The organism is Agathobaculum ammoniilyticum (assembly GCF_025567315.1).
In the GTDB taxonomy this organism is placed as follows: Bacteria; Bacillota; Clostridia; order Oscillospirales; family Butyricicoccaceae; genus Agathobaculum; species Agathobaculum ammoniilyticum.
On sequence record NZ_JAOQJE010000009.1, the window covers coordinates 71291 to 90109 of the forward strand.

Below are 18819 nucleotides of genomic sequence, written 5' to 3' on the forward strand. Positions count from 1 at the left end.
CCGCTGCTGCATTTTGCAGCGGCGGCTATCGTATTTAGGAAAAGGAGACCAAATGAAAGATTTCACCTTGCGGCCGCAAAAGGTCGTTGTTGTGGGCGACGCGTTCGTTTCGCCCGAAACCATGGAGCAGGCCGTCCGCGCGAGCGCGCTTTGCTGCGGCGAAATCCGGAAGCTGCGTTGGGGGTCGACCGACAAGCAGGAATTCACCGCCCGGCAACTCAGGCTTGAGCGCGGCGGCCCAGAGGCCGTCCCTTACGCCGATGGACTGGACGAAGCAATCGCGGATGCAGACGTCCTTCTGGTGCATTTCAACCCGGTGCCAGCCGCGCTGTTGGAAAAGGCCAAAAGCCTTAAGCTGATCCTGACCTGCCGCGGCGGTCTGGAGCACATCGATTTGGCAGCCGCCAGCGCGCGCAATATCCCGGTGCTCAATGTCATCCGCAACGCCGAACCGGTGGCAGACTTCGCGCTGGGCATGATTCTGTGCCTGACGCGCGACATCGCACTATCCCACCTGAAAATGCGCGGCGGGGAATGGTGCAAAAACTACTATAACTCGGATTTCCTTATGACCCTGTCCGGCCACACGGTCGCGCTGGCCGGTATCGGCAACGTGGGCGCGGCGCTAGCGCGCCGTCTGCTCGCGCTCGGCGTACCGGTCATCGCCTATGATGCTTATACCAACCCGGAAAAGCTCACGCAGGTGGGGCTGGGCGCGGTCAAGCTGGTTGATTCGCTCGAAGCGCTGTTCGAGCAGGGCGATATTGTTTCGCTGCATCTGCGCCTGACACCTGAAAACGAGCATATGATTGGCATGCAGTATTTCTCCCGCATGAAAAAGACAGCGTACTTCATTAACACCGCGCGCGGCGGCCTGGTCGATCAGCCCGCGCTGGTTGAGGCGCTGCAGCAGGGCTACATGGCAGGTGCGGCACTGGACGTATACGACAGCGAACCGCTCGACGCGGACTCCCCGCTGCTACAAATGGACAATGTGCTGCTGACCCCGCACATCGCGGGAACGACGGTGGACGCGATCCCGCGCGCGCCGTTTCTGCTGATGCGTGAAGCGGACCGCTTTTTGCAAAGCGGCGTCAACGATCGTGTGGTCAATGCCGCTTCGATCACTCTGGACTAATGAAAGGAAGAATATGCTATGCTGCTGAAGGAAGAAAGAGAACTGGTTGTAGAATACGGCAAACAAATGATCGAGCGAGGATTGACTGTGGGTACTTTCGGCAACCTGAGCGTGTATAATGAAAAGGAGAATCTGTTTGCCATCAGCCCGAGCGGTATGGATTATTTCAAAACCGCGCCGGAGGACGTGGTTGTGCTGACGCCGGAAGGCGAAAAGGTAGACGGCGACCGCAAGCCCTCGAGTGAAGTGGACATGCACCGCATTTTCTATCAGAAGCGTCCGGGCATCCATGCTGTGGTGCATACCCATTCGACCTTTGCCACCGCGCTGTCCTGCATGGGTTGGTCCATCCCACCGTTGCACTACCTGGTTGCCTATTCCGGCCGCGAAGTGCCGTGTACGCCCTATGTTCAGTTCGGCACCTATGAGCTGGCGCAGTGCGCCTGTGAAACCATGGGCGACAATTACGCATGCATCCTCGGCAACCACGGCCTGCTGTGCTGCGGCAGCAACATCGGCTACACATTGGATGTGGCCGAGCAGATTGAATTCTGCGCGGAGCTGTATTACCGCGTGCGTGCGGCGGGACAGCAGCCCAACCTGCTGACTGACGAGCAGATAGGCGTTGTGCTCAACTCGTTCCAGAACTATCGGAAAAAGTAAAGCCGTGCGGCTTTGCCGCGCATGTTCAGGAGGAAAATCACATGGAAAAATGTGTTTACTGCGGTAAAGCCCTGCCGGAAAACAAACTGATGGCCAAAGTGCATACCAGGTCGTTCGGCGTATGCTGTGAAGAATGCCGTGCGCGTACTGAGCGCTATGTACAGCTCGACCGACGGTTCAAAACCGCGCTGTACCTGCTGGTATTCGCAGGCGGTTTGGGCTTTATGATCAGCGCATTCTTTGGCGGTGACGGGCCGCTGCACATGGTCGGCGCGTATATCGGCCAGTTGGTCGCCGGCCTGGCGTTTCTGGCTTTCCCCTATCCGATCAGTTCGTTTGAAACATTCCACAGCATGAGCATCAGTCGGGTGACGATGATCACCCGACTGATCGGCCTGTTGCTGAGCGTTTCGGCAGTGGTGCTGCTTGTGCTGACAGTCTGGGGGGCTTAATCACGCTATGTAACGGAGCGCTGGGGAGGAAACGTCTGACCTAGCAGTGAGATCAGTCCGTTCTGCAGTTCAACACTGGTTTCCTGTGTTCGTTCATACAGGAGGCATTGCATTTTCAACATTTGTATGGTTTCATCTTCATCAGAGAAATTGCGTAGATCTGTCCAAAATGCAAGACCATAATTTGCGATCTTAAGGGTGTCAGTTTTATCGGTTTTCATCTTTTGGAGGGAATTGTTACTGAAGTTATGGATGCGGATCGCGTTGACAACACTGACAAAGTACCCAGCTGCTCTAAGCATGTGCGCTATAGGTCGCCAATACATTCTGGTACGCTCCATGACGATTCGCATATCGCCGCCGATTTCTCGTAACTGTTCCACTAGTCGAGAGACTCCATCGGCAGTATGGTCGATCTGAACCGGAGGGAGGACAATTTTCCTATCAGCCCTGCGGACAGCGACCGCACGTTTTCCCTTAGACACATCAATGCCAACAGTAGTGATCGTTTGATTCATCATATAGCTCCCTCCAGCAATACATGAAATCAATACCAATCCTAATTTGTTCTCTATTCAGCTTGCGTTGCTATTCGAGCATGCGGCCACGCCGCTACCTCGATCTGCAAAATCGAACGCTGCAACGAAAGCGACGGTTGACAGTTTGCGGCCATGAGCATGAATAGCGCAAGCATCGCGTCGTCAGACCGATTCTCCCTTCATTGTAGCTTCGGAAAAAACTTCCGTATAGATCAAATTTCAATTTCTGGCCGAACTGTTCTTGGTCTTAAAACTCCCCCCCATCCTTGGTTTGTTCCCAAACCCGCAATTCTATGTAGATGACGGATATTCCGATGCCAACTTCAATCGCACGGATTTCCAGCGCGTGATGCCGGACATGGAAAATGATAAAATCGGAATCATCATCACCAAGGACAAGCGTTACACCGACATTCAGAAATTGACGCCGGAGCTGCTGCGTCTGTTCATCCAGAAAATCGTGGTGCATGAAAAAGACGTAAAGTATTCTATACATGCACGCCAAACCGAAGTAATTCACTACACCGATATTGGCATGGTTGGCAACCCTGCTATTCGAGATCAAGCTGAAAACCTATAAAAGGCACAGAAATAGAAACACCCCTGCGGGCATCGTGAACCGATATCCGCAGAGGGATTCCATGCAATTGTAGATACCCTTATGAGGGAGCATCTAATTGACGGCGTTTTCCTTTGGCGCGTTGGGGAGCTGTGCCAGCACGATGGCGGCGAACATTAGCACACAGCCGAATATCTCGCGGCCGGATAGCGACTGGCCCAGAATCAGCCAGCCGGCAATGACCGAAATCACGGATTCCAGGCTCATGATAAGCGAAGCAACAGTGGGGTTCATCCCTTTCTGTCCGACGATCTGCAGCGTATAGCCCACGCCGGAGGACAGCGCGCCCGCGTACAGTACGGGCTTCCACGCAGCAAGGAGCGCGCCCAGGCTGGGCTGTTCAAACAGCAGCATGCCAACGGCAGCGATCGCCGCGCATACAAAAAACTGGACACATGACATTTTGACCCCATCCGTGCGCGGGGAGAAATAGTCGATTACCAGAATATGAACGGAAAACAAGAGCGCGCTGACAAGGCTGATTGCATCCCCAAAATTGATGGTCAAGCCATCGGTCATGCACAGGAAGTACATTCCCACAATAGCAAGCGCTATCCCGCCCCAAACTAACCGCCTGCATCTTCGATGGAAGAACAGCAGATTAATCAACGGGACGATCAGAATATAGCATGCTGTAAGGAAGCCGGATTTACCAACGGTCGTATAGAGTAACCCAACTTGCTGCGCAAGGTCAGACACACAAAGTACAGTGCCGCAGCAGATACCGCCGAGCAGCAGTGTTTTGCGCGCCCTGCACCGGTCGGCAGGCGTTTCGCCCGCGTGCCCCGGCCCCGAGCGGTGCAGCACGGCGACCGCTGGCAACAGCACGATACCGCCGATCAGGCTGCGCGCGAACAGGAATGTAAGTGGGCCAACATAATCCATACCGACGCGTTGCGCAACGAACGCAAAGCCCCAGATGGTAGCAGTAAGGAATAACAGAAGAGAATTGCGGAGCTTCACAGGATTTCCTCCCAGGAGATTTGGTGTAGGACAAGGGTCATGGGTTCCCCTTATTTTGCAGGTCGCGCTCCATGGTTTCCTGGATAGCGCGGGCAATAAAGGCGGCCATGCTTTCGCCCTGGCGTTCCGCATGCGCCTGAATGACCTGCTTCTGCCCTTTTTTGACGCGGAACTGGATCTGGTCGTAGGCTTTGGCGTTGTACTTTTCGTTTGCCCTGCGGCGTGCTTCACTGATTGGCATAGTAATCCCTCATAGCTGTACTGAAATCAGTACAAAAATTTGTGTTATTTTTGTGAAATTTAATAATAGATAATACACTGATTTCAGTGTATTATCTATACAGAGGAAAAGAGGTGAGAAAATGAAAAGTATCTTTGCAGAGATTTTCTATCTGTGGAGCGAGCAGGGCGAAAAGCCCCGCAAGGAGGCGCTCCTGAACCGTTTTGACCGTCTGCACAGCATGACGGAGGCAGGAGAAAGCGGCGAACGGCTGTGGGATGCGTGCATGGACTATGCCGACCTGTTGGAGCAGCAGGCCTTTGAGATGGGGTTCGTCTGGTCGGCAGGTCTGCGGGAAGAGCTGGCGTGTTTTCGGCTGCCGCCGCGCACGGTGTACGAAAAAAGCCCGGCATCCGGCGCATAGCGCGAACGACGGGCTTCTCTACTGGAGCTGCTGACCGGATTTGAACCGGTGACCTCATCCTTACCAAGGATGCACTCTACCTACTGAGCTACAGCAGCAAAATGGCAGGGGCAGTAGGGATCGAACCCACGGCACTCGGTTTTGGAGACCGATGCTCTACCAGCTGAGCTATACCCCTGTATGGCTCCTCAAGTTGGACTCGAACCAACGACCCTGCGGTTAACAGCCGCATGCTCTACCAACTGAGCTATTGAGGAATGTCCAAAGATGCTGGTACATCTATTACAGTTAGCCTAAATATTATAGCGCGCATTATTTCAGTTTGTCAATAGGTAAAGATAAGAAAAACAGGAAATTTATAAATAGCGATCGGGGAGCGGAGGGGGAGGCGTGGGTTTCCGCTTTGGCGAAAGCGGGGAAGCTGCGCCTGCGCGGCGCGGGCGGACAAGAGGGGAGAAACCGTCGGTTTCTCCCCTCTTGCCAATCCCCCCTTTTCCCTGATGCGCAGGCCGGAGGCCGGAACGGCTGCGCCGTTCCTATTTCTGACCAGGACCGCTCCGAAAAAAATACGGAGACTGTTGCGGGAGCTCTGTTCGCGCGGAGGTTAGAGCGGGACAGCGGGAAAACGGATACCGCCTGTCCGAAACGGTCCATGCGCGCGTAACAGTGCGCGGGAGGAAGAAGCCGCCGCCCACCCCACCCACCACCCCCTTGGGGTGGAAGCCGTTGCGCTTACCGTGATACAGCAAATGGGCGGCAGGTGGAACGCACGACCTACCTTGCGCGCGGAGCGCGCGGGAGCAAATGCCGTAAACCGGCCCTGTGGAAGCGCCAAAGCCTTGCAGCCGTGAAAAAAGGAAAGCAGGGAATTCAAAAGGGGAGGACAACCCATGCGGGTTGTCCTCCCCTTTTACCCCCGCGCAGGGCGGCGCACTGTCCCCGCTGCCGAGGGGTCTTTCCAAACAGGTTATTCCGCCAGCCGGAAAATCTCCAGGATTGCCGGCTTATCCAGCGGCACATAGCTTTTGACCGGCCCGCCGGCAGTCCTGATCGCGTTGTCGGCAAGCGTTTCGTAGTTTTCCGGCTTGATGCCGAGCTGCGCCATATGCACAGGCATGCCGATCTCCTCAAAAAACCGCTTGAGGGTCAGGATTCCGTCGCGCGCGGTGCGTTCCGGATGGGAGAAATCCATTTCCACCCCGAGGACACGGTGCGCGAGCTGCGCGAAACGCGGCACGTCATGCTCCATCACATACAGCGCCCACGCGGGGAACAGCACGGACAGGCCCGCGCCGTGCGCGATTTCATCACGGAAAGCGGAAAGCTCGTGCTCGAGCTTGTGGACAGGGAACAGGCGCAGGCGGCCGCATTCGGTCAGGTTATTGTGCGATATGCTGCCCGCCCACATGAGCGTGGCGCGCGCCTCATAGTCGTTCGGGTCGGCGATGGCGCGCCGGCCCGCGTCGCGCGTTGCGATGAGCAGCCCCTCGGCGATGCGGTCGGTGATGTCGGTTTCGCCGCCAGCGGTCAGGTAACGCTCCAGCGTGTGCATCATGATGTCCACAATGCCGCAGCCGGTCTGGAATTTGGATACAGTGAACGTGTTTTCCGGATTGAGGAAACTGATGCGGGGGCGGTTGGTCTGGCTGGTGATGCCGCGCTTTTCCTTGAGCTCCTCGTTGGTAAGCACGCAGGAGTTGCTGGTTTCCGAGCCGGAAGCCGAAAGCGTCAGCACCGAGCCGACCGGAAGCGTTTGATCGGGCGCGGTGCCGGTCGCAGCGAACTCCCAGGGGTCGCGGCCTGTGGCGACGCCCATGCCAATGCCCTTGGCGGAATCGAGGACCGAGCCGCCGCCGACCGCCAGGATGAAGTCGATGCCCTCGCGCTGGCACAGCTCAATACCGCGGCGCACCATCGAAATTTTAGGATTTGGCTCCACGCCGCCCAACTCGACAAACGACAGGCCCGCTTCAAAAAGGCTGTGCTCCACCCGATCGAGCAGGCCGGAGGAGCGGGCGCTCGACCCGCCGAAATGCACGAGCACGCGGTGCGCGCCAATCTCCTTGAGCTTGGGGCCGATATCCTTTTCGATATCGCGTCCGAAAACGACTTCGGTTGTGGTATGGATGGTGAAGTTCAGCATAGTGGGGTTCGCCCGCCCTTCTTATTATAAGATAGTTATATTATACCTGTGCGCTTGCCAAAAGTCAAAAAGTTAGATAGAATAATTACCATATGGGATGAGGGCTGCGGCGGATGGAGAAAGGCTGAATATGGTTTACGATTATTCGTTCCTGCAATGGATGCTGATATTTTATATTTACTGCTTTTTGGGCTGGTGCTTTGAGTCCACGGTCGTTTCCGTGCAGCAAAGGCGCTTTGTCAACCGCGGCTTTCTCCGTGGGCCGATGCTGCCGATTTATGGCTTTGGGGCTACGCTTCTGCTGCACGTTTCGCTGCCGCTGTATAACCATCCGGCGGCGCTTTTTGCTGTCAGCATGCTGGTAGCAACAATATTTGAGTATATTGTCGGCGTAGTCATGGAAAAACTGTTCAAGGTAAAATACTGGGACTATTCTTCCCATCGATTCCAGTTTCAGGGACGGATCTGCCTGCAATCGTCCTTGTGCTGGGGATTTTTTGGGGTGCTTCTGGCGCGGGTTATCCATCCGCCGGTCGAGGTGTTGGCGGTGGGCCTCCCGTCCGTGCTGCTGGCGGTGCTGGTGGCGCTGCTGACCATTGCGTTCGCGGGCGACGTGGCGGTATCCGTCCGCACGGCGCTCGATCTTGCCAGACTGCTTGAGGAGCTCGACGAACTGCGCGAGCAGGGCGCGGCACTGCGGCATGAGCTGTCGCAGACCGCGATGGTGCGCCTGACGAATCTATCCTATCGGGTGGACGAGGCGCGCGGCGAGTGGTCGGAGAAAATGGACGATGCGCGCGCACAGCTCAACGAAAGAATGGACGACGCGCGCGAGCAATGGTCGGATACCAAGGAGCAGATATTGGACCGGCTGGATGCGATCCAGCAGCGTTTCAACGAGCGCGCGGAAAGCCTGAAGCGCACGCGTAAGAGAATGCTGCGCGGCAATCCGAGCGCGCGGTCGGCCCAGTACGACGACGTGCTGCAGCGACTGAAGCGGCATTTGGATTCGGATAAAAAGGGATAAACTGCACAAAATGCACGAAATGATGCAAAAGCGCTGTCGCTGTGCGTCTGGTTTCGTCAGTTTTTTGCTTGCTAAAATGCGCGTTTCAGGTGTATATTAATAGTACCCCCTGAACCTACCGATTTACTGGCAAATGGGGGCATGCAGCAAAACGAACCTTTTGCAGAGAAAGGCTGATATAAGATGAAAAAATTTGTCTATGCGGATAATGCGGCGACCACGCCGCTGTCCGAAACCGCGTTCGAGGCGATGAAGCCGTGGCTGACCGAGTATTACGGCAACCCTTCCTCGCTGTACCGCATCGGGCGCGCGGCAAAGGAAGCGCTTAACGAGGCGCGCGCCACGGTCGGCAAGTGCCTGAACGCGGCCATGCCGGTCAATGAAGCGAATGACTATGCGCCGGGCGAGATTATTTTCACCGCAGGGGGCTCGCAGGCAGACAACCTCGCTATCCGCGGTTTTATGCACGGGCCGGGCGCCAAGGGCCGCAAACATATCGTCACCTCCAAGATCGAGCATCACGCGGTGCTGTATACCTGCGAGGCGCTGGAAAAGGAGGGCTTTCGCGTCACATATCTGGATGTGGACAAGCAGGGGCGCGTCGATCTGGAGCAGCTCAAGCGCGAGCTGAGCGAGGATACCGCGCTCGTCACCATCATGGCGGCGAACAATGAGATCGGCACCATCCAGCCCATTCGGGAGATTGCCGAGCTGGCGCACGCAGCGGGCGCGAAGTTCCATACGGACGCGGTGCAGGCGGTCGGCCACATGCACATCGACGTGCAGGAAATGGGTATCGATATGCTCTCGCTTTCCGCGCACAAGTTCCGCGGCCCGCGCGGCGTGGGCGTGCTGTATGTCAAAAAGGGCGTGGCGCTGGAGCCGCTGGTATACGGCGGCGGGCAGGAGCGCGGCCTGGTTTCCGGCACGGAGAACACCGCGGGCTGCATCGGCCTTGCGGCGGCCATGAAAGAAGCGGTCGAGGGCCTGGATGAAAAAATGGGCTATGTCAAAAAGCTCACCGACCGTCTGGTCGAGGGCGTGATGAAAATTCCCTATACGCACTACACGGGCGATCCGGTGAACCGGCTGCCTGGCACAGCTTCGTTCGTGTTCGAGGCCATCGAGGGCGAGGGACTGATCCTGCGCCTGGATCTTGCGGGTGTGTGCGGCTCGACCGGCTCGGCCTGCTCGACCGGCTCGCTCGATCCCTCCCATGTGCTTATGGCCATCGGCCTGCCGCATGAGATCGCGCATGGTTCCCTGCGCCTGACGCTGGGCGAGCAGAATACCGAGGAGGACGTCGATTATATCATCGAGACTGTCACCCAGGTCGTAGGCACGCTGCGCGCCATGAGTCCGGTGTGGGAAGACGGCAGACCCAACCTGACCGCGGCCTCCAACCTGCACGGATAAGCCCCAAAAGATGAAAACCAAGCATTTTGATAGATTTGAGATATAAAGGGAGTCGTAATTATGCAGTACAGTGAAAAGGTACTCGACCACTTCACCAACCCGCGCAACGTAGGCGAGATCGCAGATGCGAACGGTGTTGGCGAGGTCGGCAACGCCAAGTGCGGCGATATCATGAAGATTTACCTCAAGGTGTCGGACGACGGCGTGATCGAGGATGTCAAGTTCAAAACCTTCGGCTGCGGCGCGGCGATCGCAACCAGCTCGATGGCGACCGAAATGGTCAAGGGCAAGACGCTCGAAGAGGCGCTCAAGCTGACCAACAAGGCGGTCGCGGAGGCGCTGGACGGCCTGCCGCCGGTCAAGATGCACTGTTCGGTGCTGGCGGAGGAGGCGCTTCGCTCGGCCATCGCGGATTATTACAAGCGCATGGGCAAGGATCCGGCCGAGATCCTCGGCTGCAGCCTGGATTGCGAAGCGTGCCACCACGAGCACGACCACCACGCGCATTAAGCCGCGCGTAAACGCATATAATGAGGGCAGATTGCAAAATCTGCCCTTTTGGCATGCTTGATATATAGAAAAAAGGCAGGCTGCAGGCCTGCCTTGAGGGGATGGAAGCGTTAAAGCGCGTTTTCATGGAAGGAAGACAGGGCGCTCTGCATTTTGCCGATATTGGCGTCGTATACGTCCGCAAGCCCTGTGATGGTCAGGATGTAGTAGGCGCCGTCGGTTTGGAAATAGCTGACCTGCGCCCTGGCGGTCACGCCGCTCAGTTCGACGGTGTAGGATGCGGATTTGACGTTTTCGATCTCGGGCGCGTCCGGCCCGCCGCCGATCGCGACCTCGGCCTCGGCCGCGTCGCCGAAGGTGCTGAGCGTGGTTTGCTGGTGGTATGTGGCCAGTTCGTCCAGGTTGGAAAAGAACGCGAGCGACTGGTCAAGCGGTAGGGCCTGCACCATCACGGTGAAGCTCTGGTCGCTGTTGTCCAGCACCAGATGCTCGTCGTTACCGCCGTCGGTTACGGTCCAGCCTCCCTCGATTTCGGGTACGGACAGTGTGAACCGTCCGCTCGGCGCGTCATAGGGCATCAGAGCGGCGGCGTGGTCCGCCGTATCCGCGCCGGCATTATCTGCCGGCTGGCTGCCGCAGGCGGACAGGGAAACGGCCAGCAGGGCGGCGAGGCCCGCTGCGATGCGATGCAAATGCTTCATGAAATACATTTTCCCATTCTCTTTCTTTTTATTGCGGTACTTTCAGTATAGCATACGGGGACTCAGATAGAAACAAAAATCGTTCCGCAAGGGTGGCACACGATGACGGAAATTACAAAAAGTATAACATATCTAAAAGAATACAAAAAGTTAAAAGAAGCCCTGCTTGCCGGAAAAACACCGCTGCTTGCAGTCGGCCTGTCGGCGATCCACAAAGCGCATCTGGCGGCGGCATTGGGAGCGGAGACCGGCCGGCCGGTGTTCGTACTGACCGATGACGACAACGCGGCCAACCGCTTTGCCTCCGACCTGCATGCGTTTTCGGAAAAGCCGGTGACCGTCCTGCCGGCGCGCGACCTTGTCATGGCTGATGTGGCGGGCGTGTCGCGCGGCTATGAGCAGAAGCGGCTGGCGGCGCTGGACGGTCTGCCGGAGGCGCGGTTTGCGGTCGCCTCGGTGCAGGCCGCGGCGCTGCGGACGCTGCCGCCCGACGCGCTCGGGAGTGCGTCGGTGACCATCCGCACGGGGCAGGAGGCCCCGCTGGACGGTCTGGCGCAGGAGCTGACCCGCGCGGGCTATGAGCGGTGTACGCAGGTCGAAGGCGCGGGGCAGTTTTCAGTGCGCGGCGGCATTCTGGATGTATTCCCGCCGCAGGCGGAGCACCCATACCGCGTGGAATTCTGGGACGACGAGGTCGATTCAATCGCAACCTTTGACGTGGGTAGCCAACGGCGGCTGGACACGGCGGAGGCTCTGCGCTGTCTGCCGTGCATGGAGACACTGCCCGCGCTGGCCAAGGGCGGCGCGGCGGGGCTGGCAAAGGCTGTGTTGGGTCTGCTCTCCACCCGCCGCAAAAAGCATCCCGACCTGGCGGCCAACCTGGAACGCGACGCGGAGCGCCTGCGCGAGACCGGAGGACTGCCCGCAGCGGACAAGTACCTGCCGCTCGTCTATCCGGAGCCCGCGTCCGCGTTCGATTACCTGCCGGAAAACGCGCTTGTGCTCATTGAGGACACGCCGCGCCTGCGGGACGCGGCGCGCGATTTCCACGCCCGCATCGCGGACGATGTGACCGCCCTGCTCGAGCGCGGCGAGCTGCCGCCCAGGCTGGACGGATATGCGCTCGATTTTGCCAGCCTGTGCCGCGTGCCGCGTACGGTGCTGCGGTTGGACAGCTTCCTGAACAACGTTCCCGAACTGGCGCCGCAGCATCTGGAAAACTTTGTAGCCAACCAGATGAACGCCTACGGCGGCAATCTGGACATGGCGGCGGCGGATATCCGCGCCTATATCCAGCAGGGGCGCGCGGTGGCGGTGGTCTGTGGCAGCGGGTTGCGCTGCCGCAACATGTGCGACGCGCTGACGGGCGCGGGCATCCGCGCGGCGGTCAGCGACCTGCTGCCCAAGGGGGGACACGTCAGCGTTCTGGAGGGGACGCTGTCCGCGGGTTTTGAGTACCCAGACCTCGGGCTGGTCGTGATGACCGAGGGGCAGGTGCTTGCGCGCCGCAAAAAGGCGCCGGTCAAAAAATCCAACCGCGACAGGGTCAAGTCGTTTACCGACCTGATGCCGGGCGACCTGGTGGTGCATGAGCACCACGGCATCGGCCGGTTCGTCGGCATGGAGCGCATGACTGTGGACGGCGCGGAGCGTGATTTTATCAAGATTGCGTTTGCCGGAACGGATTTCCTGTATGTGCCGGCGACCTCGCTCGATCTGATCTCCAAATACATCGGCGGCGGGGAGAACGAGCGCGTGCGCCTGAACAAGCTGGGCGGCGCGGACTGGTCCAAGGCCAAGGCGCGCGCCAAGGCCGCGGCCAAGGAGCTGGCCGAGGGGCTGATCCGGCTCTATGCCGAGCGCGCCAAGGTCCGCGGCTTCGCTTTCCCGCCGGACGACGAATGGCAGCGGGAATTTGAGGACGCGTTTCCCTATGAGGAGACCGAGGATCAGCTCCGCTGTATCGCGGAAATCAAGGAGGATATGCAGTCCGATCGGCCGATGGACCGCCTGCTGTGCGGCGACGTGGGCTTCGGCAAGACCGAGGTCGCGCTGCGCGCGGTGATGAAGTGCGTGCTGGCGGGCAAGCAGGCCGCCATCCTTGTGCCGACAACCGTGCTGGCGCGCCAGCATTACCTGACCGCGCTGCAGCGCTTCCAGGGGCATCCGCTGACGATCGAGCTGCTCACCCGCTACAAGACTGGCTCGGAGCAGACGCGTCTGCTGCAAAAACTGGAGGCCGGCTCGGTGGACGTGGTGATCGGCACGCACAAGCTGTTCAACAAGAGGATCAAATTCAAGGACCTGGGGCTGCTCGTCGTGGACGAGGAGCAGCGCTTCGGCGTTTCCCATAAGGAGGCGCTCAAGGAGCTTTCCAAAACCGTGGACGTGCTGACGCTGTCGGCCACGCCTATCCCGCGCACGCTCAATATGGCTCTGTCCGGCATTCGGGATATGTCGTCCATAGAGGAGCCGCCGCTCGACCGCCATCCGGTACAGACCTATGTTTTGGAGCAGAACGACGGTGTGCTGCTCGACGCGATCCGGCGTGAGCTGGCGCGCGGCGGGCAGGTATACTACCTGCACAACCATGTGGAATCCATCGCGCGGTGCGCGAACCTGCTCCAGCAGCGCCTGCCGGAAGCGCGCATCGGCGTGGTGCATGGAAAAATGACGCAGAAGGAGATCGCCGCTGCCATGAATGCCATGGCGGATGGCGAAACCGATATCCTAGTCTGCACGACTATCATCGAAACCGGTATCGACATTCCAAACGCAAATACGCTGATTATCGAGAACGCGGATAACCTGGGGCTGGCCCAACTGCACCAGATACGCGGGCGCGTGGGCCGCTCGTCGCGCCACGCCTATGCCTACCTGTGTTACCGGCGCGGCAAGGCGCTTTCCGAGATCGCGCAGAAGCGCCTGTCCGCCATCCGCGAGTACGCGGCGTTCGGTTCGGGATTTAAGATCGCCATGCGCGACCTGGAGATCCGCGGCGCGGGCAACGTGCTCGGCCCCGAGCAGTCCGGTCATATGATGAGCGTGGGCTACGACCTGTATCTCAAGCTGCTCGAGGAGGCCGTGCAGGAGGAAAAGGGCGAAATGCCCAAGCCGCGCGTGGACTGTGCGGCCGAGCTGCTGCTCTCCGCGAACCTGCCCGCTGCCTATGTGCCGGACGCGGGCCAGCGCGTGGACCTGTACCGCCGCATCGCGCTTATCCGCACGGAGGAGCAGAAGAGCGACATGCTCGACGAACTGATCGACCGCTTCGGCGAGCCGCCCGCGGAGGCCGTGGCGCTGCTTGATATCGCACTGCTGCGCAGCCAGGCGAGCGGGCAGGGTATTGCCGAGATCAAACAGCAGGACGGCCGTCTGCTGCTCACCTTTGCGGAAACCGACTTTGCGCGCCTGTCCGTACTGTGCGGGGACAGCGACTTCAGGGGCCGTCTGCTGCTGAACGCAGGCTCGTCGCCGTACCTGTCGCTGCGGCTGAACCGCGGGGAGGAGCCGCTTGCCATGGCGCAGACACTGGTGGCGAAATACGCAGCTACCGCATAAAGCGCATGGGCGGCTTGACTTTCGGGCAGTATATGGTATACTGAAATCAAATTCAGATCGCAACGTATGCGACGACGCGGGAAGAGTAACCGTTTTCCGGCGCGCCCAAGAGAGAGGCCCCTCCGGCTGCAAGGGTCTTGCGCGCCGCGCGGCGAAGTGCGCCCGCCGAGCATCGGGGTCAAGCGCCCCGCGGGAATGCGCCCGTTACCGCGCTTTCGAGTGAAAAACAGGAGTGGAACCGCGACGTAAAGCCGCCTCTTTGGATAAAAGGGGCGGCTTTGTTGATAGAAGGAGACCACATGTGGGATGATCTTTTGACAGCGGTGGGCGAGGTGCTGCTTGGCTTTTGACCGGACACCAGTAAGGCGGAGGATTATTTTGCCGCGGAGGTACTGGAAATAAGGGAAAAGCCCCGCTTTTCTGGCAGAAAGCGCCGTACGGTACGCCTGCGCCCGCTGATATGTCGGCCCGCAGGCTGGTACACCTGCAAAAGCAGGCATCTGCCTCTGTTCACGCCGAGACGGCGCGTTTTTGTTGCCGTCCGTAAAAACCAGATTATCCGAGTATCTGAACTGCGCCAAACAGATCAACCAGCCATTGTAAACAAATCCGAAAAGGAGATAAAGCCATGAAACTGTTCAACACCCTGACCCGTCAGAAAGAGGAGTTTGTCCCGATCACCCCGGGCGAGGTCAAAATGTATTCCTGCGGCCCGACCGTGTACAACTATTTCCACGTCGGCAACGCGCGCCCGTTCATCGTGTTCGACCTGCTGCGCCGCTACTTTGAATACCGCGGCTATAAGGTGCAGTTCGTGCAGAATTTCACCGATATCGACGACAAGGTGATTAACAAGGCCAACGAGGAAGGCGTGACCTATGACGTGATTGCCGACCGCTATATCAAGGAATACTACACGGACGCGGAGGGCCTCGGCATCGGCAAGGCGACCGTGCATCCCCGCGCGACCGAAACCATGGACGCAATTATCGGCATTGTGCAGAAGCTGCTCGATACCGGCCACGCCTACCTTGCCCCGAACGGCGATGTGTACTTCCGCACCAAATCCGATCCGGACTACGGCAAGCTGTGCCATCAGCCGATGGAGGAGCTGCAGGCGGGCGCGCGCATCTCAGTGGGCGAGCAGAAGGAGGACCCGATGGACTTCGCGGTCTGGAAGGCCGCCAAGCCCGGCGAGCCGGCGTGGGACACGCCGTGGGGCAGCAAGGGACGTCCCGGCTGGCATATCGAGTGCTCGGCTATGGTCAACAAATACCTCGGCCCGACCATCGACATCCACTCCGGCGGCCTTGACCTCATCTTCCCGCACCACGAGAATGAGATCGCCCAGTCTGAGTGCGCCAACGGCTGCGCGTTTGCGCATTACTGGCTGCACAACGGCTTTTTGACCATCGACAACGAGAAGATGTCCAAATCCAAGGGCAATTTCTTCATGGTGCGCGACGCGGCAAAGGAGTTCGGCTATGAGACTATCCGCATGTTCATGCTGTCCGCGCACTACCGCACCCCGCTCAACTACTCGGCCGAGTCGCTCGAGATGAACAAGGCATCCCTCGCCCGCCTGTACGAAGCCCGCAATAATATGGAGTTCCGCATCAGCAAGGCCGAGGGCGACGCAATGACCGCGGAGGAGTCCGCCAAGCTGGAAACCCTCGCGGCGTACAAGCAGAAATTCATTGACGCGATGGACGACGACCTGAACACCGCGGACGCGCTCTCCGCTGTGTTCGAGCTGACGCGCGAGATCAACGCCTGGATGGGCGCGCACCAGGACGCGACAAAGGCGTTTCTGACCGCGGCGCACAGCCTGTTTATGGAGCTGACCGGCGTGCTCAACCTGGTGCAGAAGCGCGAGGACGCGGCCGCCGATCCGGACGCGGACAGGATCGAGACGCTGATCGCCCAGCGCGCGGCGGCGAAGAAGGAAAAAAACTTCGCCGAGGCAGACCGCATCCGCGACGAGCTGGCCGCTATGGGCGTGACCATCAAGGATACCCGCCAGGGTACCCAGTGGAGCCGCGCGTGAGAGCGGACGGCTGAAAAATGGGAAAAATGAAAAAAGCGGTTCCGGTAGGAACCGCTTTTTGCTGCTTTGGGGGAGCGGGCGCGGGGTCAGTCCTCGCCGCCGAACAAATGATGGAGGAATTTTTTCCAACCGGGCGCCGGCGGCGCGGGATTGGCCGACTGCTGGTGCGCTTCGGAAATTGCCTGCTGCATGAGCAGCGCCTGCGCGCACACCGGATCGGGAACGGCCGGCTTTTTGCAGTACGTTCCGTCCGGCTGCAGGACGCGAGCCTTAACGGTGTCATGCTGCATGGCGTATAAGATATCATGCAGGCGCGCGCGGACCTCCTGACTGTCGATCGGGCAGGCGATCTCGACGCGGCGCTCGGTATTGCGCGTCATCAGATCGGCCGAGGAGATATACATTTTTTCATCCGCGCCGCGGCCGAATACAAAGATGCGGGAATGCTCGAGAAAACGGCCGACGATGCTGGTGACCGAAACGTTTTCCGTATGGCCCTTGACGCCGGGCAGCAGGCAGCAGATGCCCCGCACGATCATTTCGACCCGAACGCCTGCGCAGGACGCCTGCCGCAGCTTCTCGATCACATCGATGTCGGTCAGGGAGTTGAACTTGAGCAGGATGTAGCCCTCGCCGCCCTTGGCGATCTGCTCGTCCATCAGCGCGAGGATATGGTCCTTGAAGCTATTGGGCGCGACGAGCAGACGCTCGTATTTCCCCTCCAGATTGCCAAGCGCCATGTTGTTGAAAAACGCGCCCGCGTCCATGCCGATATGCTCGTTGGAGGTGATGAGCGACACGTCGGTATACTGCGCGGCGGTTTTTTCGTTGTAATTGCCTGTACCGACCTGGGTGATATAGCGCAGGCCCGCGCGGTCCTGGCGGGTGATCAGGCAGATTTTGGAGTGGACCTTGTAGTCCTCAAAGCCGTAGATAATCTTGCAGCCGGCCTCCTCCAGCCGTTCGGACCAGTCGATGTTGTTCTGCTCGTCGAAACGGGCGCGCAGCTCGATCAGCACGGTCACATCCTTGCCGTTTTCTGCGGCCGCGCACAGGTATTCAACCAGCTTGGCCTTGCGCGCGAGACGGTAGATCGTGATGCGGATGGAGACAACGTGCGGGTCGCCTGCGGCCTCGCGGATCATCTGCAGGAACGGCTCCATGGTTTCATAAGGATAGGAAAGCAGGATGTCCTTTTTGAGCGCCGCCTTGAGCAGGCTTTGCCCAGCGGGCAGCATGCCCGGCTGCTGTGGCGTGAACGGCGGGTCGGAAAGCGCAGCGCGCTGCTTTTCCGGCAGGTGCTCGCCCAGGCTGAACGCATACGCCATTTTGAGCGGCGCCCGGCGCGACAGAAAAATCTGCGCGTCGGTTACCTCGAAGCGGGTGCGGAAGTATTCCTTGAAGTGGTCGCTGATCGGGCGGTTGAGTTCAACGCGCACCACGGCCATACGGCGGCGCTGGCGCAGGAGCTTTTCCATCCGTTTGCGGAAGTCCCCCTCCTCCGCGCCGAACGTTTCGTCGTCCGGATTGATGTCCGCGTTGCGGGTGACGCAGAACACGGTTTTTTCCAGCACGTCGTACATCTCGAACACATGGTCCGCGTATTCGAGCAGGATATCCTCGACCGGAACGTACTGCCCGGGCTGGCCGGGCAGGAACACCAGCGCGGGCAGCGAGGCGGGTACGGGCAGCAGGCCGAGGCGCTCGTTTTTCTTATGGGCCAACAGAGCGGCGATGTGCAGCACCTTGCCCTCCAGATGCGGGAAAGGGTGGTGCGAATCCACGATCTGCGGCGACAGCACGGGCGCCATCACATTTTTGAAATAGTGCTTGATGTACTTCTGTCCCGCCGCGTCCAGCTCGCTGATGTGCAGACGGCACAGGCTCTCGCCGCGCAGCCGGCGTTCAACGTCGGAAAACGCGGCGTCCCGCCGCTCGTACAGCGGCTCCACCGCCGTGTAAATGCGGCGCAGCTGCTCGCGGGCGGTCATGCCGGATTTGTTGTCAATGTGGTTTTTATCGACTGCCGCCATGTCGTCCAGGCTGCCGACGCGGATCATAAAAAATTCGTCCAGATTGCTGGTGAATATGGAAAGAAACTTCAGCCGTTCGAGCAGGGGGACGCTCTCATCCTCCGCCTCGGCCAGCACGCGTGCGTTGAACTGCAGCCACGACAGCTCGCGGTTTTGTGTATAACCCTGTTCCCAAATCGCCTGTGTCATGCTGTACCCCTCTTTTCCCCACACAGGGCCGCGGCGGAATGCGCACACGGCTTGCATTATAATATCTTACTATTATTATACCGTATTTCCGCGCCCATACAATGCGTATTTTGTAAAAACCGCGTAAAATAATGCGCGTTTTTCGGCAGCGTAAGACTTGCGGAAAGGGAGAGG

The 18819-nt window shown here is 59.0% G+C and carries 16 protein-coding genes and 3 tRNA genes; 10 read left to right on the forward strand and 9 right to left on the reverse strand.

Translation table 11 applies throughout. From position 1 onward, the window contains the following. The first annotated feature begins 52 nt into the window (after positions 1-52). The 3 genes from OCV66_RS10640 to OCV66_RS10650 are packed head-to-tail and all read left to right on the forward strand — an operon-like array spanning position 53 to position 2253. Positions 53-1138 carry a 2-hydroxyacid dehydrogenase gene (locus OCV66_RS10640; RefSeq protein ID WP_107631272.1) on the forward strand — a complete coding sequence of 362 codons (1086 nt, stop codon included), beginning with the start codon at positions 53-55 and terminating at the stop codon, positions 1136-1138. A gap of 18 nt (positions 1139-1156) precedes the next feature. After that, on the forward strand, positions 1157-1801 hold the full coding sequence (locus tag OCV66_RS10645; RefSeq protein WP_054328150.1) for an L-fuculose-phosphate aldolase: 645 nt from the start codon (positions 1157-1159) through the stop codon (positions 1799-1801). Between the two features lie 41 nt (positions 1802-1842). After that, on the forward strand, positions 1843-2253 hold the full coding sequence (locus OCV66_RS10650; protein WP_054328151.1) for an eL24 family ribosomal protein: 411 nt from the start codon (positions 1843-1845) through the stop codon (positions 2251-2253). A 5-nt stretch (positions 2254-2258) separates the two neighbouring features. Here the strand turns inward: OCV66_RS10650 and OCV66_RS10655 are convergent, their stop codons facing one another. Beyond that, positions 2259-2774 (reverse strand): IS110 family transposase, encoded by a 516-nt coding sequence (locus OCV66_RS10655; protein WP_147574269.1) that lies wholly within the window; start codon positions 2772-2774, stop codon positions 2259-2261. Positions 2775-3033: 259 nt separating this feature from the next. Here OCV66_RS10655 and OCV66_RS10660 point away from each other — a divergent pair, with 259 nt between their 5' ends. Then, positions 3034-3372, forward strand: coding sequence for a DUF4368 domain-containing protein (locus OCV66_RS10660; RefSeq protein WP_262564447.1), 339 nt, complete (start codon positions 3034-3036; stop codon positions 3370-3372). Positions 3373-3465: 93 nt separating this feature from the next. Here OCV66_RS10660 and OCV66_RS10665 read toward each other — a convergent pair whose 3' ends face one another. Next, entirely contained in the window at positions 3466-4374 is a 909-nt protein-coding gene (locus OCV66_RS10665; protein ID WP_262564449.1) for a DMT family transporter, read from the reverse strand. 37 nt (positions 4375-4411) lie between these two features. Next, the gene (locus tag OCV66_RS10670; protein WP_054328155.1) at positions 4412-4615 is read right to left on the reverse strand and encodes a type II toxin -antitoxin system TacA 1-like antitoxin; all 204 of its coding nucleotides are present in this window, start codon (positions 4613-4615) and stop codon (positions 4412-4414) included. A gap of 121 nt (positions 4616-4736) precedes the next feature. Between OCV66_RS10670 and OCV66_RS10675 the strand changes: the two genes are divergently transcribed. Then, the gene (locus OCV66_RS10675; RefSeq protein WP_147574271.1) at positions 4737-5018 is read left to right on the forward strand and encodes a hypothetical protein; all 282 of its coding nucleotides are present in this window, start codon (positions 4737-4739) and stop codon (positions 5016-5018) included. Between the two features lie 22 nt (positions 5019-5040). On the opposite strand, the gene OCV66_RS10680 is transcribed toward OCV66_RS10675, so the two are convergent. The 4 genes from OCV66_RS10680 to OCV66_RS10695 all read right to left on the reverse strand — a co-directional run bounded on the left by OCV66_RS10680 (position 5041) and on the right by OCV66_RS10695 (position 7161). Further along, positions 5041-5116, reverse strand: a tRNA-Thr gene (locus OCV66_RS10680). A 4-nt stretch (positions 5117-5120) separates the two neighbouring features. Continuing rightward, a tRNA-Trp gene (locus OCV66_RS10685) sits at positions 5121-5196 on the reverse strand. A gap of 3 nt (positions 5197-5199) precedes the next feature. Beyond that, a tRNA-Asn gene (locus OCV66_RS10690) sits at positions 5200-5275 on the reverse strand. 710 nt (positions 5276-5985) lie between these two features. Then, entirely contained in the window at positions 5986-7161 is a 1176-nt protein-coding gene (locus tag OCV66_RS10695) for an iron-containing alcohol dehydrogenase (RefSeq protein ID WP_054328158.1), read from the reverse strand. Positions 7162-7291: 130 nt separating this feature from the next. Here OCV66_RS10695 and OCV66_RS10700 point away from each other — a divergent pair, with 130 nt between their 5' ends. The 3 genes from OCV66_RS10700 (at position 7292) to nifU (ending at position 10114) form a co-directional block, all read left to right on the forward strand. Next, positions 7292-8188 carry a putative ABC transporter permease gene (locus OCV66_RS10700; RefSeq protein WP_054328159.1) on the forward strand — a complete coding sequence of 299 codons (897 nt, stop codon included), beginning with the start codon at positions 7292-7294 and terminating at the stop codon, positions 8186-8188. 183 nt (positions 8189-8371) lie between these two features. Beyond that, positions 8372-9604 carry a cysteine desulfurase family protein gene (locus OCV66_RS10705; protein WP_054328160.1) on the forward strand — a complete coding sequence of 411 codons (1233 nt, stop codon included), beginning with the start codon at positions 8372-8374 and terminating at the stop codon, positions 9602-9604. Positions 9605-9664: 60 nt separating this feature from the next. Next, positions 9665-10114, forward strand: a complete 450-nt coding sequence (gene nifU, locus OCV66_RS10710) for a Fe-S cluster assembly scaffold protein NifU (protein WP_054328161.1) — start codon at positions 9665-9667, stop codon at positions 10112-10114. Positions 10115-10224: 110 nt separating this feature from the next. Here the strand turns inward: nifU and OCV66_RS10715 are convergent, their stop codons facing one another. Continuing rightward, positions 10225-10815, reverse strand: a complete 591-nt coding sequence (locus OCV66_RS10715; protein ID WP_147574272.1) for a hypothetical protein — start codon at positions 10813-10815, stop codon at positions 10225-10227. A 102-nt stretch (positions 10816-10917) separates the two neighbouring features. Here OCV66_RS10715 and mfd point away from each other — a divergent pair, with 102 nt between their 5' ends. Beyond that, positions 10918-14376, forward strand: coding sequence for a transcription-repair coupling factor (mfd, locus tag OCV66_RS10720; RefSeq protein ID WP_147574273.1), 3459 nt, complete (start codon positions 10918-10920; stop codon positions 14374-14376). Positions 14377-15004: 628 nt separating this feature from the next. Then, the gene (cysS, locus tag OCV66_RS10725; protein WP_107631265.1) at positions 15005-16423 is read left to right on the forward strand and encodes a cysteine--tRNA ligase; all 1419 of its coding nucleotides are present in this window, start codon (positions 15005-15007) and stop codon (positions 16421-16423) included. Between the two features lie 86 nt (positions 16424-16509). On the opposite strand, the gene ppk1 is transcribed toward cysS, so the two are convergent. After that, complete coding sequence (ppk1, locus tag OCV66_RS10730; RefSeq protein ID WP_159068123.1) at positions 16510-18645, reverse strand: polyphosphate kinase 1; 2136 nt, start codon at positions 18643-18645, stop codon at positions 16510-16512. Positions 18646-18819 lie beyond the last annotated feature (174 nt).